A 14,156-nucleotide genomic window follows, 5' to 3' on the forward strand; every position below is an offset into this window, starting at 1 on the left:
GATGGCCCCGAAGCGACGGGTCCGGCTTCCATGGAATCTCTCATCGAACGATATTGACTATATATTTATAAAGTACTCCACTGGAAGTCATGAACCGGAGAACCCCCTTACGCGTGGGCGGCGCGCTGGCCGTCCTCGCCCTCACCTTCGGCAGCACACCCGGCGCCGCCGCGCCGTCCCCCGCGCCCGACGCGGTGCTCAGCAGTCCGAATGTCAAGCAGGTGGCCAACATCCCCAAGCCCGGCCCGTTCGCCGCGCCGATGGCCCCGATGACCGACCTCGTCTTCACCGGCGATCATGCGATCGCCGGCAACTTCGAGGGCTTCGTCGTATACGACATCCGCACCCCCACCGCCCCCAAGCTCGTCAGCCAGGTCCTGTGCCCCGGCGCGCAGAACGACCTGTCCGTCCACGGTGACCTGCTGTTCCTGTCGACCGACGACCCGCGCGGCGACAACACCTGCAAGAGCACGCCCGCCTCGCCGACCGACCCGGAGGCGTGGGAGGGCATCAAGATCTTCGACATCGAGGACACGTCGAACCCGCGCTACGTCGGAGCGGTGCGCACCCCCTGCGGCTCGCACACCAACACGCTGGTGCCCGGCGAAGGCAGGGACAAGGACTCGGTCTTCCTGTACGTCTCCTCCTACGGCCCCGCCCCGACCAACCCCACCTGCCAGCCCCCGCACAACGGCATCGCGATCGTGAAGGTCCCGGTCAAGTCGCCCGAGAAGGCGAAGATCGCCGCCCAGCCGGTGCTCTTCCCCGGCGGCGGCAACCCGGCCGACGAAGGCGCCACCTGGTTCCCCACCAGCGGCTGCCACGACCTGGCCGCCTACCCGGCCAAAGACCTGATGGCCGGGGCCTGCATGGGCGACGGCATCCTGATCGACATCTCCGACCGGCTCAAGCCCCGGGTGATCGACACCGAACGCGACGTGGAGAACTTCGCCTTCTGGCACTCCGCGCTGTTCAACGACAAGGGCGACAAGGTCGTCTTCACCGACGAACTCGGCGGCGGCATGGCCCCCACCTGCAACAAGATGGTCGGCGCGGAGAGGGGCGCCAACGCCGTCTACACGATCGAGAAGCGCAGGCTGGTCAAGCAGAGCTACTACAAGATCCCCCGCGAGCAGGGACCGACGGAGAACTGCGTGGCCCACTACGGCTCCCTGGTGCCGGTGGCCGGGCGCGACGTGATGGTCCAGGCCTGGTACCAGGGCGGCGTGTCGGTCTGGGAGTTCACCGACCCGCGCCGGCCGAAGGAGATCGCCTACTTCGACCGGCCGCCGTTGTCGGACAAGCAGCTCATGCTGGGCGGCGCGTGGTCGGCCTACTACTACAACGGCTACGTCTACGCCACCGACACCCAGAAGGGCCTGGACGTACTGGATCTGACCGACCCCGGCCTGCGGTCGGCCAAGGACGTGAAGCTCAAGGAGCTCAACGCGCAGACCCAGTACGCCAGGAAGGCATGAACCACTCAGCGGGTCGTGACGAGGGAGCGGGCGGCGCACTTACAGTCCATCGCCGCCCGTTCCTCCGGCCGCGGCCGCATGTGCAGCACCATGGCCACCACCATCGGAACGAAAACGATGGTGTTGTAGAACAGGTGCAGCTCGACGCGCGGGATGAGCAGCTGGATCAGGCTGGTCGGCACCGCCTTGCCGGCGATGTACGACCCGGAAAGCGCCTGGATGAGCAGCAGCAGGTGCTCGAAGTGGTGCCAGGCCTGGATGGCAAGCGAGATGGTCCACCAGGTCTTGGCCCGGCCGGTGAACCCCGGCCGCAGCAGGATCAGCCCGACGAGCATGAGGAACGCGTACCCGTAGTGCATCCACTCGGAGTGGACCAGCCACGGGAACGGCACGCCCAGCACGCCGCGGGCCTCGTGGAGCGGCCAGCCGAGAGCGTAGATCTGGATCGCCTGGGAGATGTGCTCGGCCCAGTGCGCCACGACGATGAGGAGATAGATCCACAGGGCGATGTGGTGGTAGCGGTTGTTGATGGCCCAGGAGCGCATGGCGGTCCTCCGTCAGTACCAGGTGATGGTGGGGAACCAGATGACGCCGGTGCGGGCGAGCAGCCGGACGTCCCAGTAGAGGAAGGTGAAGACCCCCGCGACGAGCAGCGCCGACCCGGCCACCACGGCGACCCGGCCTGGCTTGGAGGTGAGCCAGCGCTGCACCCGCCCCCCGGTGGCGACCGCCAGCAGCAGGAAAAGCACTGCCAGCACGACGATGTTGCCCAGCGACTGGGTGAGGAACGACAGCGCGCCGTAGAGGGGGTTGCCGCTGTCGGCGACGTCGCGGAACAGCTGCCGGTAGAGGCCGAAGGGGCGGCCGATGAGGAACAGGCCGATGAGCACGCCCATGACCAGCGACCGGGCGTGCGGGAAGCGGGCCGAGACCTTCGCCAGCGGGTCGGGCACCAGGTGCAGCGCCGCCAGCCCGAGGTAGATCATGACCAGCCCGAGGATGCCGAACACGACCAGCGACTGGATCAGGCGCGGCGCGAGCCCGGAGGTGACGGTGGCGGTGGAGTACTGCGGCATGGTGGTGCCGAAGAAGGCGACCACGACCCCGTAGAGGGCCGAGACGGCCGCCATCGCGGCGACGAGCCAGCCGAGCGGCACGAGCGCCTGGGTGATGCGGCCCCTGATGGAGCGGCGTTCGCCGAGCATGGGCGCGACCGCGCCGAGGGCGGCGATGTTACAGGCCGTGAAGGTGCCGCCCAGGCCGCTGGCGAAGGCGAACAGCACGCCCGACAGGACTCCGGCGATGGGCGCTCCGGTGGCCTCGTGGCCGATGATCGCGCTGGTGACGTTCTCGCCGATGACCTTGTCGACGAAGGGCGCCGACCAGAGCACGGTCAGGGCGAAGCCGCCGAGGAAGCTGAACAGCACGATCCGACCCCGATGGTCGGGGACGTCGGTGCGCGGGGCCGCGGTGGAGCGGGGCTGGGTGGCCGTCACGTGGGCCGTCCTTTCTGGTGGGGGGTGGTGAGCCGGAACCCGACGGAGTCGCCGAGGCCCTGCTCGGTGCCGAGGTGACGCAGGAAGGCGGCCAGCGACTCGATCCACGTGCTGGCCGAGAGCGGCCCGGCGTCGACGACGTTCAGACCCGTGCCGCCGAGCAGTTCGGTCACCGCGTCCTTGGCGGCGGGGTGGTCGCCCGCGATGGGCACGGTGAGGCCGTCGCCGGGGCCGACGAGGCCGAGACGCCGGGCCGAGACGCAGTTGAGCGCCTTGACGACGGCGCTCTTGCGGAAGGCGTCGGCGACCAGTTCGGCCGATGACCGCGGTCCGCCGGCCGGCATGTCGCCGGGGTCGGGGTTGGAGACGTCCACGACGATGCGGCCGGCCAGCTCACGTGCGGTCAGCGGGGCGATGACCTGGCAGGTCACCCGGAGCCGGGTGGCCAGGAACACGATCGGCGCCCTGGCGGCGACCGTGGCCAGGTCGGCGGCGACGGCGCCGGGCAGCGTGTCGGCCAGCAGGGCTCCGGTCCGGCGCGGTCCGCCTGCCAAGAGGAGCGGATGTCCGTTGCGGTGCAGCAGCCCGGCGATGGCCGCGCCCATCGACCCGCATCCGACGACCCCGACCGGCTCGCCCCTCACCGCCGACTTCCCGGCACGGCGTACGCGTCCAGCGCTTGGTATAGCTCCTGGGGGACGTCGATGGCGATGAGGTCGCCGTCGACGCGCTGCATGCAGGCCACCGTCTGGGCGCCGCGGGCGACGAGCTGGCCGGGGCCGTTGCCGACGCGGAAGTAGTCGAAGCCCATGACGATGCGGTTGAGGTCGATGCTGCGCAGGGTCATCCGGATCGACACCAGGTCGAAGGCCTGCAACTCGGCGAAGTACTCGCACGAGCATGACACGGTGACCAGCGCGAGGTCGGAGTAGAGGCCGCGCAGCACTCCGGGCGCGTGGTCGGCCAGGAAGCGTTCCCGGCAGGCGCCCTGCCAGGCGACGTAGTTGGCGAAGTAGACGTTGCCGACGAGGTTGGTGTCGGCGAAGGTCACCAGGTGTTCGTAGGCGAAGTGGGGGTTCACGGTGATCCCTTCACAAGGACGGCCACGGCCACCGGCCGAGGATCACCGCCGATGCGCACGATCGCCGAGGCGATCCGGTGCGGCCCGCCGCGCAGCAGAACCCATCCCTGCTCGAAGACCCCTGAGACGCTGAGCGGCACCCCGCCGGTGTCGCCCGCCGAGACCAGACAGGAACGGACCGTGCGCAACCGCGCGTGCGTGAAGGCGGCGGGCTCGCCGGTGAGCCGTGTGATCGGATGGGGCTCCCCTGGCGGCTCCTCCTCGTCGAGGGCCACATGGTCCAGGGCGCAGCCGAGCGAGGCCGCGCCGGTGACCTCCAGGTCGAGGCCGGGGCCTGTCTCGACCTTGACGTTGACGTCGGGGAGCAGGCTCTCCAGCCCGCGTTCCACCAGCGGCCCGAGCAGGACGGCGGGCCAGCCGCCTTCGGGTTCGAGCGGGCCGATGTCGCGTAGCCGCAACCGGTGCCAGCTCAGCACCGGCCGGTCCTGGTCGTCGTGGATCGAGACGTCGTAGACGTGCTCGGCTCCGTCGCGATGGTGCTCTGTCGCCGACAGGCGCAGTTCCGCCGGGTGGGGGCCGGGGTCGTGCACGGTGATCGCCTCGCAGCCGACCGGCAGCAGGCGACGGCCGGGCACGCAGACCTGGAGTGCGTGGATGGTGGCGTCGGTGAAGGTGGGGTCGCCCAGTTGCGTCCCCTCCGGCGACCAGCGCGGTCCGGCGTCCACGACGGCGACGCAGGCGGTCGCCTCCAGGTGGTCGTAGCGGCGTACCCGCTGGAAGGCGGGGCCGTGGAAGAAGGTCGGGCCGTAGAGGTCGGCGCCGTCGTGCGGCGGCAGTTCCGAGACCCTGCGCAAGGGCCTGATCGGCTCCCGGGCGGTCCCGGCGACGGCGGTGAAATGCTCGGCGGCGTAGCCGCTCTCGTCGCTGCGCAGCACCACGCGGACCCCGTCCGGGCTGGCCAGCGCGCAGACGCGAACCGTTCGCACCCCATCGGCCGGGACGATGACCGGCCGGTCGAAGCGGGCCTCGCCGAGGGAGGCGACGGGCTGCCCGGTGAGCGCCGCGGCGGCCTCGGCCATCAGCTCCAGCGCGACCACGGCGGGCAGCACGGCCAGCCCGTCGATGAGGTGGTCTCTCAACTGAGGATGGGTGTCTAGTCCCAGGTCGGCCTCGGCGACCAGCTCGACGCCGGGGACGTGCAGCCGGGTCCGGGTGAGCAGCGGCCCCACGGGGTCACCGGGACGGTCGAGCTGGGGCAGCCGCCCGGTCGCCAGGAGAGTGGGGCCATCGGCCGTGAGCACCTCGTGGAGCAGTTCCACGCCGCGTTCGGCCGGGAGGGGGTCGACCCCGGCCCGGCGCAGGCTGTCGAGCACGTCGAGGCGCTCGCCCATGCCGGCGCCCGACCAGGCCGTCCAGTCGACGTTGCGCACCCGGCAGTGCGGCGCCCGCCGCGCCAGGACGCGTGCGAGCTCGCGCATGCGGCCGTTGGCCAGGGCGTAGTGGGCTTCGCCGGGGAGGCCGAACCGGCCGATGACCGAGCCGAAGGTGACCACGTGGCGCAGCCGGGACGGGTCGACGGCGGCCAGGACGTTCTTCAGGCCGTGGTACTTGGCGGCGGCGTGCCGGGCGAGGTCGTCGTCGGTGAGCTCGGCGAAGCGTTTGGGCTCGTTGACGCCGCCGCTGTGGATGATCGCGGTGACCGGCTCGGCGATCGCCTCCGCCACGGCCACCGGATCGGCGAGGTCGGCCTGGAGATAGGCGTACCGGATGCGGTTCTCGGTGAGGACGGCCAGGTTGGCGCGTAACTCCTCGTCAGCGGACGGGTCGGCGCGGCCGAGCAGCAGCAGGCGGCAACCGTAGGCGTCGCCGACCGCGAGGGCGGAGCGGAACCCGATGCCCTTCCCGCCGCCCGTCACCAGCACCACGTCATCCGAGGTCAGCGGCGTTCCGCCGGTTCCGGCCCCGGCGGGGCGGAAGACCGGGACGCCGACACCGCCATCGGCGACTACCTCGGCAGGGCCGTCGAAGGGGGCCGCGAGCACGGTCGCGACCGATTCGGCGTCGGCGGCGGAGATCCAGCGCAGCCACCGGTCGGGGTGTTCGGCGCGCACCGAGGCGAGGAAGCCCGAGGCGGTGTCGCCGTGGTCGACGACCGTGAGCGGCGATCCGGTACGGGCGGCTGTGACCAGCGCCGCGATGTCCTCGTCCGAGGGGTCCTCGGGGAGGAAGACGAGTTCGGCGGCGCCTCCCGACTGGAGCGAGGGTTCCAAGGCGTCCCGCAGCGGGCCCCGGCCGCTGATCCGCCAGGCGTGGGGACGGTCGGCGACCGCCAGTTCGACGGGCTCGGTGTGCTCGGTGAGCAGCCGGTGCCAGCTCGCGACCCCGGCGAGCGGCGGCTCGGTCTCGTCGGCGGTGGGCAGCGCGGCGATCAGGGCGGCGAGTTCGGCCACCGACACGTCGGCTGACATCAGCGGCTCGGCGGGCACGGCCCGGCCCAGCACGGTGGCCGCCTCCCCCGCGAGCTGCACGACCCGCAGCGAGTTCAGGTGCAGGTCGCTGAGCAGCCGGTCGTCCTGGCCGACGGCGTCGACGGGAAGCTCCAGCAACCCGGCCACCAGTTCCCGCACGGTCGTCGGCACGTCACCGGATGCCGTCCGGGTCTCCGGGACGGCCTCGGCGGAGATCGGCTCGTATCCCGCCTCCACCCGCGGCGCCTGTTCGCACGGGTTCTCCAGGAACAGCGGCTCCCGCCACAGGTCGAAGGGCCGGTGGGAGCGGTGGGCGGACAGCGGCCGGGGGTCGGTGAGCAGGCCGAGCGCGTAGAGCGTGGCGGCGGCCTGCAGCGGCGCGGCGGCCGACTCGCCTCCGACGTCCATCGCGACCACGGGCCGCGGCGTCAGCGTGGTGGCCAGCGTGGTGAGCGAGTGTCCCGGACCGACCTCGATCAGCAGGTCGCAGTCCTCGGCCAGGGAGACGACCGCGTCGGCGAACTTCACCGGCGCGGTGAGCTGGGTGGTCAGCAGCTCCGCCAGGTCGGTCTGCGGGGCCAGCCGGGTGCCGAGGACGGTGGAGTGCACGCTGCCGCGTACCGGACCGAAGTTCAGGCCGCGCAGGTGTTCGGCCAGCACCGGCTCGGCCTCGGTGAAGGCCGGTGAGTGGAAGGCGTGGCTGACCCGCAGCGGCCGCGCGGTGATCCCCCGCGTCCGGCAGCGGGTCAGCAGCGCGGCGAGCTCGGTGTCGGGTCCGGCGACGACGTGGGAGGTGCCGTGTTCGGCGGCGACCACCAGGCCGGTGCCTGCGATCAGCGTCTCGGCCAGGTCCCGGTCGGCCATGACCGACACCATGCCGGTGCCGGAGGCGCCGTGCGCTTTCATGATCTTGCCGCGGGCGGCGGCCAGATCGACGGCCTGGTCCTCGGTGAGGGCGCCGGCCCAGTGCAGCGCGGTGATCTCCCCCAGGCTGTGGCCCGCGGCGCCGTGGGCGGTGACGCCGAGCGAGGTCAGCCAGCGCAAACCGGCGATGGAGGCCCGCACCACCGACGGCTGCACCACGGCGGTGTCGACGGTGTCGTCGACACTGTCGAAGTAGGCAGCCAGTTCGGGATCGAACCCGCCGAGCGCCCCGGGCCCGGCAGGGATGCCCGCGCCCTGGCCGGTGAACAGCAACCCGGCCCGGCCCGCCGGTCCGGAACCCACCGCACCGCCCGGGAAGACCGTGAACCCCCCGTCGAGCGCGGTCAGCGCCCGCCGGGCCCGGTCACCGAGCTGGGCCGGATCGGCGGCGACCAGGGCGGCCCGGAAAGCGGGCCGGTCGGCGGGAAGGTGACTGGCGGCGAGGTCGGACAGCTCGCTCATCGCCATCGTCGCGGACGCGGCGACGGCCCGGTCGAGCACGCGGCGCAGTTCATCGGGGCTGTCCGCCCCGAACAGGACGAGCTCGTGAGTCGGCGGACGCCGCGCGAGCACCTGCTCGCGCGGGGTCAGCGCCGCCCGCCGGGCGGAGGTGGCCGACTCCAGGATCAGATGGGTGTTGATGCCCCCGAACCCCATGGCGCTGACCCCAGCGCGCAGCGGTTCTCCGTCCGGCCACGATTCGGCCTCCGACAACACCCGCAGCGGTGCGCCCTCGGCCCGGAGGTCGGGGTGCGGGCTCTCGCAGCCCGTGGTGGGCGGGAGCACCTGCCGGTGCAGCGCCATGGCGGCCTTGAGCAGCCCGGCCAGCCCGGCGGCGGCCTTGGTGTGCCCGATGTTGGCCTTGATCGAGCCGAGCGCGGCCGGGATCGTGGTCCGCCTGCCGCGTTGCGCCTCCACGAGGGTGGCGATCTCCACGGCGTCGCCGACGGCGGTGCCGGTGCCGTGGCCCTCGAACAGGGCGACCTCCTCGGGGCCGTACCCGAGGCGTTCGTAGGCCCGGCGCACGGCGAGCACCTGACCGGCCTGTTCCGGACGGGTGATGCCGCCCCTGCCGTCGGAGGACACGCCCCAGTCGCGGATGAGCGCGAGCGGCGCCCGGCCCTCGGCCAGCGCGTCCTGCGCCCGCATCAAAACGACCATGCCGCAGCCCTCGCCGGGCCAGAACCCGGTCGGGTGCTCGTCGTAGATGCGCATGGCGTCGGTCGCGATCGCGCCCGTCCGGGCGAAGCCGACCAGTTCGAACGGGTCGAGGCTGAGGTCGACGCCCCCGGCGATCACGACGTCGGCCGCGCCGGAACGCAGCGTGTTCCCCGCCGTGATGACTGACAGCAGGGACGAGGCGCAGGCGCCGTCGACGGTGTAGCCGCCGCCGTGGAAGTCGAAGTGGTTGCACACTCGCCCGGCGATGGTGTTGGCCAGCCCGCCCGCCAGGCTCTCGTCGTTGGGCTCGGGGAAGGGCTGTTTGAAACGGTGCTCGACGGTGGCCAGGAAGCGAGCCAGCTCGGGCGCTTCCCAGCCCTCCTCCGTCAGCGCCTGCTGCATCACCCTGCGGACGTAGGGCCAGCGCAGCCGTAGCCCGTTGGCGCGGCTGAACTCGCCGTTCATGGTGTTGCCCACGACCACGCCGACCCGGTCGCGCTCCAGCCCGGCTCCGTCGGGGTATCCGGCCGACGCCAGCGCGTCGGCGGCCACCTCCAGGGCGAGCCAGTGGGTGGTGTCGGTGACCCGGTGGACCGGCCCCGGGATGCGGAACCGGGCCCGGTCGAAACTCCAGCCCTCCAGGACGGCCGCGAATTTGGCGTAGGTGCCGTCGCGGTCGCCGGCGTAGTCGGCCAGGTTCAGCCGTCCCGGCGGGATGGGGCGGAAGGAGCGCCGACGGGAGAGCACCGACTCCCAGAGCTGGGCCGGGTCGTCGGCGCCGGGGTAGCGGCAGGCGGCGCCGACGATGGCGATGGTGGCGTGGTCGTACACGGGATCACGTCCTGTTGGCGGCGGCGACGAGCTGGGGCGCGGGTTCCTCGGCGGGGGTGGCGGCGCGGGCCCGCAGCGAGATCACTCCGAGTGCCGCACCCCGCAGGGCGCACACGATGACCAGGGCGAAGAACAGGCCGAAGGCGATGTGGACGTGCACCAGCAGCCCGTAGACCGCGGCCGTCGCGACGCCGAAGGCGACCTGGTTGGCGGGTTTGACCGGGGTCGTTCCCGGGTCGGTGATCATGTAGTTGGTGAACAGGATGAACGCGGTGCCGGTCATGACGGTCAGCGCGGTCACCGTGGCCGTCCCGTCGATCCCGGTCCGGATCACCGCCTGGGCGGCGAAGCCGAGGACCCAGCCGAGGATGAGCGGGATCTTCTTGGTGAGCATGGCGTTGATGACGGTGCCGGAGATCAGGATGAACGCGGGCAGCACCCAGTCGAGCGGCCCGCTGATCCACTCGGTGAAATGGTAGGGAGGCGCGATGCTCACCCACGGGAACACGATCAGCACCACGACGATGCCGAAGTTCGACGGGTTGAGCACGTGCCGGAACTTGCCGTGGAGCCGGATCCGGATCAGGTATTTGGACGCGATCGCCACGATCACCGCGAAGATCACCGGGGCGATGCGGTCGTTGGCGTACAGGAGCATCGCGCAGGCCAGTCCGGTGATGTGGGCCGGCAGTAGGAAGGTGACCAGCCCCTTGAAGCCGCCGCCCTGGAACTTGGGCGTGCGCCCGGTCGCCGCGGCGTCCAGCCACTCCAGCCCGATCTCCAGGATGTAGGCGGCCGCCAGCGCCGCCAGCGGCGTGACGTACGCCTGCTCGAAGCCGAGCACGGCGTGGCCGAGGATGTTGAACGCCGTGATCGAGATCGCGAACCGGCGCAGCGCGATGACGCGGGGGTCTTTCATCGGGTCTCCTTGACGGTTCCGTCGTTGCCGAGCAGGACCGTGTGCCATCCGGAGGTCAGCCGCGTGTCGGCGCTGTGCCGGACTCCACAGGCGTCGCGCCAGGTGAGGGTGACGTTGGCGGCCTGGCCGGAGAGCCCGAACAGCAACTCGGGCGAGGAGACGCCGGCGTGACCTGCGGCCGGGTACACCTGGCCGCTGGTGACCCCGGCCGCGCCGGAGCGCAGCCGGACCGCGGCGCCGATCGCCGGTGTCGCAGTGAGGGTGCCCTGGCAGGTGGCCGGGCGGGTCAGCGTCAGCCCGAGGTGGGGCAGGTCGGTGGTCCTGGTGTTGCGGTAGAAGTGCGACTGCCGCCACTGGTTGCCGATGGCGTAGTCGAGGCGTCCGTCGTGGTCGACGTCGGCCAGCGCGATGCCGCGGGTGGGGCCGCCGTCGTCCAGGCCGAGCCGGCCGCCCAGGTCGTGGAAGCGGCCGTCCGCGCCGCGGACGAAGAAGCGGTCGGGGTCGCTGCCCGACAGGTCGTCGGTGATCTGGAAGCGCGGCCACATGTCCGGGTTCACCAGCAGGGCGTCGTTGGTCATGGCCAGTTCCTGCAGCTCCGGCCAGCGGTTGGTCTCGCCCCTGATGAAGCCGGTGGCCTGGACGATCTGCAGGTCGCCCGTTCCGGCGAAGTCGCCCATCTTCACGTCCCAGCCCCAGCCGGAGCGGGAGATGCCGACCTGTTCGCTGTGGTCGTCGTAGGAGGCGGTGCCCTCGGCCTTGAAGGCGACGCCGTCGGCGCTGAGCCAGGCGAAGTTGCTCTCGTGCAGGCCGTAGTTCTGGGTGATGTTGCTGACCACCATGTCGGGCACCTCATCGGCGTTGAGGTCGCCGAAGGCGACGCCCATGCCCTTGAAGGAGTCCCAGCCGAGGGCCTTGGATTTGGGGGTGGTGAAGTGGCGCACTCCTTCCATGAGCTCGAAGCGCGGCGCGCCCGGTGTGGAGATGTTGCGCAGCAGGCGGTCGGGGCCGAAGTCGTTGGCGACGTACAGGTCGGGGCGGCCGTCGGCGTCGAGGTCCTGGGCGCCCATCGCGAGGGTCCAGCCGTCGCCCATTTCGGCGTCGAACGCCCCGGCGGCCTCGGCGAAGCGGCCCCCGCCCTGAGCGAGCAGGATGCGGTTGCGTCCGGCGTTGTAGGCGCCCGACATCGAGTCCTGCATCTGGATCTGGAACTGGACGGCCGTCGGGTCGAGGATGCGCGCGTTGTCGGGGAAGTAGTTGCCGATCGCCACGTCGGTGCGGCCGTCGCCGTCGAAGTCGGCCAGTGAGACCGCGTTGGTGTTCCAGATCTCGTACGGCGTGACCATCTCCGTCGGCGTGAAACCGGCGCCCGAGTTCAGGTGCAGGATCGGGCTGCGGCCCCAGAAGTAGACGAGCAGGTCGGTGCGGCCGTCGTCGTTGTAGTCGCCGGGCACGCAGCCCATCGGCGCCATGGTGGCGTTGTAGGGCAGCGGGCCCGCCGTCAGGACGCGGGCGGGGTACCTGCTGCCGGTTCCCGGCACCGGCGACAGGCGGACCGAGTCGTCGCGCGGGTCGACCAGGCAGACGTCGTCGGGGCGGCCGTTGGCGTCCACGTCGGCCAGCGCGACCGCGCCTCCGAGCGAGGAGATCCAGTGGTCGATCCTCTTGTAGGCGGGCGCCACGACGCGGATGGAGCGTTCCGTCGTCGCTTCGTTCAGCGGGAGCCGCTGGAAGGCGAAGCGGCCGGCCAGGGCGTCGGCCGTCGCGGGTGCGGCGGCGGGCTGGCGGGCCACCTGCCAGCCGGCCACGATCAGGATGACCGCGACGACCTGTACCAGGCGTCTTTTGATCGGGGACGTCACCGTGTCACCTCTCCCAGGGTGGAGGACCAGGCGTCCCGGACACCGGCCCGCCAGGCTTCGTAGGTTTCGGGGGTGTCGGGGCGGCCGGTGAGCGCGGCCAGCGCGTCGTCGGTCCACTGCGCCGCCGCGGGGGCGTCCACGCCGGTGAGGATCTTCACGGCGGCGACGGTCTCGTCGGTGACGACGCCCGACAGCAGATGGGCCTTGGCCGCGAACGCCGCCCCCTGAGCCAGTTCTGCGGCGTGGTCCTCACCCGCTGCGACCAGGCGGTGCAGCGCCTCCGGCGACTGCGCCCCCGTGTAGGCCGCCGCCAGCCCGATGCCCGCCCACAGGTCGGCGCGGCGGTGTCCGGGGAGTCCGTCGATCACCTCGGCGATGCGGGCGGGTTCGGCTCCGGCGTAGAACCACAGCGCCCGGCCGGCGCCCTGGTCCCGGATCGCGCGGCAGTCCGCCGGTACGCGGGCCTCGATCCAGCCGTTGCCGAAGACGGCGGCGGGGTGGAAGAACGCCTGGTGGAAACCCCAGCCGTCCCAGGCCAGCCAGCGCAGCACCGGCGGCCCGAACCGCACCCCGCGCCACGGCCGTAATCGCAGCCGGGCGTAGGCCCACCCGGCTCCGACCAGCAGCAGGTGGACGTAGCGCCCGCCCGTCACCCGGTCGAGTTCGCGGATGCGACGGCCACCGCTCATGGTGACCAGGTCGAGGATGACGGCGCTCATCGCGGCGCCTTCGTAGGCGAAGCCGCGCACCCGCGCGCCCAGCCTGTCTACGCCGAGGTCGGCCGGATCGCGGGAGAGCATCCCGTTGTACCCGGTGGCGAAGGCGGCGACCACCGAGTCGAGGACCGGCCGGACCGCCGGGTCCGCGAGCCGGAACCCCCGCGCGCCGAGATCAAGTTCTTCGGGCCGGAGGGTGAGCGGACGGCGGAGTGCCGATCTCACCAGGGAATGCGACGTTGCCACAGAAGGCAACAAATAACATCGCGAAAAGAGGTGTCAACCGACGATTCGACAGAAAGTCTGCGACGTGCGCAAACAAATTCTAAAAGGATCTATTGAATAGCTGGACGCCGATTCAGCCGTTGACCTGCGCCTCGAAGCGGCTCAGAATGAATGCCCAGCCGGACTGATGTGCCAGGTAGGACTCCATCAGCAGCGAGGTGAGGTTCTCCCAGCCCCGGTGGGTCATCTCGACCCGTGTCAGGGCTGGCCCCAGCGGCTTGAACAGCAACTCGACCTCGGTGAGCGTGGGGGTTTTAATTACCTCCCATGTGAACGTCACCATATTCGGCGGATCCCACTGGAGAATGTGACCCCAGTCGCGTTCCTGGCCGTCGTCGAGAATTTCGTAAATACGCCCGCCCACACGCTCCTCGACGCAGACGTCGCGCACGCGGCCGGGCTCGATCGCGATCGCCTCGACGGGCCACCAGGTGGCCAGCTCGCGGGTGAAAGTGCTGAACGTCCGAGACTGGTCGGCCTCGACGTTGACCGCATGGCGGATGGGTTCGACGTTGGTCTCGGCCGGGCTGGTCATCGGCGCTACCCCTGCGTGCGGCGGACGGACAGGGGCAAGTCTGCCAGACCGGTCAGCCCGCCACCTGCTCATCGCGCAAGGCGTCGCCGCCTTCGACCGAGTCGCGGGCCCGCGCCATGCTCTCGCGCCACAGCGACTCGACCACCTCGCGGAGCTGGGCCAGCGCGTCTTCGCTGGCCCGGTAGATCCGCTTGGTGCCGTCACGCCGCTCCAGGACCAGGCCCGCGTCCTTGAGGATCTGCAGGTGCTGGGAGACAGCCGAGCGGGTCACCTCGAAATGCTCGGCGATCCGGCCGGCGGGAAGTTCCTCGGTGGCGACCAGACGCAGGATCGCCCGCCTGCGGGGCTCAGCGATGGCCCGCAGTACCTCGTCCACGTCACCGTTCATGAAGTCAGATCCTAG

General features: G+C 71.3%; 11 protein-coding genes. 1 reads left to right on the top strand and 10 read right to left on the bottom strand.

Annotated elements, in window-relative coordinates:
• The first annotated feature begins 89 nt into the window (after nt 1-89).
• Nucleotides 90-1,478 carry an LVIVD repeat-containing protein gene (locus FDA94_RS00715; protein WP_137245052.1) on the top strand — a complete coding sequence of 463 codons (1,389 nt, stop codon included), beginning with the start codon at nt 90-92 and terminating at the stop codon, nt 1,476-1,478.
• Between the two features lie 5 nt (nt 1,479-1,483).
• On the opposite strand, the gene FDA94_RS00720 is transcribed toward FDA94_RS00715, so the two are convergent.
• The 10 genes from FDA94_RS00720 to FDA94_RS00765 all read right to left on the bottom strand — a co-directional run bounded on the left by FDA94_RS00720 (nt 1,484) and on the right by FDA94_RS00765 (nt 14,141).
• The gene (locus FDA94_RS00720) at nt 1,484-2,023 is read right to left on the bottom strand and encodes a hypothetical protein (protein WP_137245053.1); all 540 of its coding nucleotides are present in this window, start codon (nt 2,021-2,023) and stop codon (nt 1,484-1,486) included.
• A gap of 12 nt (nt 2,024-2,035) precedes the next feature.
• Nucleotides 2,036-2,974: a hypothetical protein gene (locus tag FDA94_RS00725; protein WP_137245054.1), complete on the bottom strand. Its 939-nt coding sequence runs from the start codon at nt 2,972-2,974 to the stop codon at nt 2,036-2,038.
• The gene (locus tag FDA94_RS00730) at nt 2,971-3,618 is read right to left on the bottom strand and encodes an NADPH-dependent F420 reductase (protein ID WP_137245055.1); all 648 of its coding nucleotides are present in this window, start codon (nt 3,616-3,618) and stop codon (nt 2,971-2,973) included. The genes FDA94_RS00725 and FDA94_RS00730 overlap by 4 nt, the downstream gene beginning before the upstream one ends.
• Nucleotides 3,615-4,055, bottom strand: a complete 441-nt coding sequence (locus FDA94_RS00735) for an acyl-CoA thioesterase (protein ID WP_137245056.1) — start codon at nt 4,053-4,055, stop codon at nt 3,615-3,617. Before FDA94_RS00735 ends, FDA94_RS00730 begins: the two co-directional genes overlap by 4 nt.
• Nucleotides 4,052-9,439, bottom strand: a complete 5,388-nt coding sequence (locus tag FDA94_RS00740) for a type I polyketide synthase (protein ID WP_137245057.1) — start codon at nt 9,437-9,439, stop codon at nt 4,052-4,054. Before FDA94_RS00740 ends, FDA94_RS00735 begins: the two co-directional genes overlap by 4 nt.
• Before the next feature lie 4 nt (nt 9,440-9,443).
• A complete protein-coding gene (locus FDA94_RS00745) occupies nt 9,444-10,358 on the bottom strand; it encodes an enediyne biosynthesis protein UnbU (RefSeq protein WP_137245058.1) in 915 nt (304 codons plus the stop codon).
• On the bottom strand, nt 10,355-12,217 hold the full coding sequence (locus tag FDA94_RS00750; protein ID WP_137245059.1) for an FG-GAP repeat domain-containing protein: 1,863 nt from the start codon (nt 12,215-12,217) through the stop codon (nt 10,355-10,357). Before FDA94_RS00750 ends, FDA94_RS00745 begins: the two co-directional genes overlap by 4 nt.
• The gene (locus FDA94_RS00755; RefSeq protein ID WP_170990718.1) at nt 12,214-13,158 is read right to left on the bottom strand and encodes a DUF1702 family protein; all 945 of its coding nucleotides are present in this window, start codon (nt 13,156-13,158) and stop codon (nt 12,214-12,216) included. Before FDA94_RS00755 ends, FDA94_RS00750 begins: the two co-directional genes overlap by 4 nt.
• Before the next feature lie 133 nt (nt 13,159-13,291).
• Entirely contained in the window at nt 13,292-13,753 is a 462-nt protein-coding gene (locus tag FDA94_RS00760; RefSeq protein WP_062436785.1) for an SRPBCC domain-containing protein, read from the bottom strand.
• A 52-nt stretch (nt 13,754-13,805) separates the two neighbouring features.
• On the bottom strand, nt 13,806-14,141 hold the full coding sequence (locus FDA94_RS00765) for an ArsR/SmtB family transcription factor (RefSeq protein WP_062436787.1): 336 nt from the start codon (nt 14,139-14,141) through the stop codon (nt 13,806-13,808).
• Between the last annotated feature and the right edge of the window lie 15 nt (nt 14,142-14,156).

It is taken from the genome of Herbidospora galbida, assembly GCF_005233835.1.
Lineage (GTDB): Bacteria > Actinomycetota > Actinomycetes > Streptosporangiales > Streptosporangiaceae > Herbidospora > Herbidospora galbida.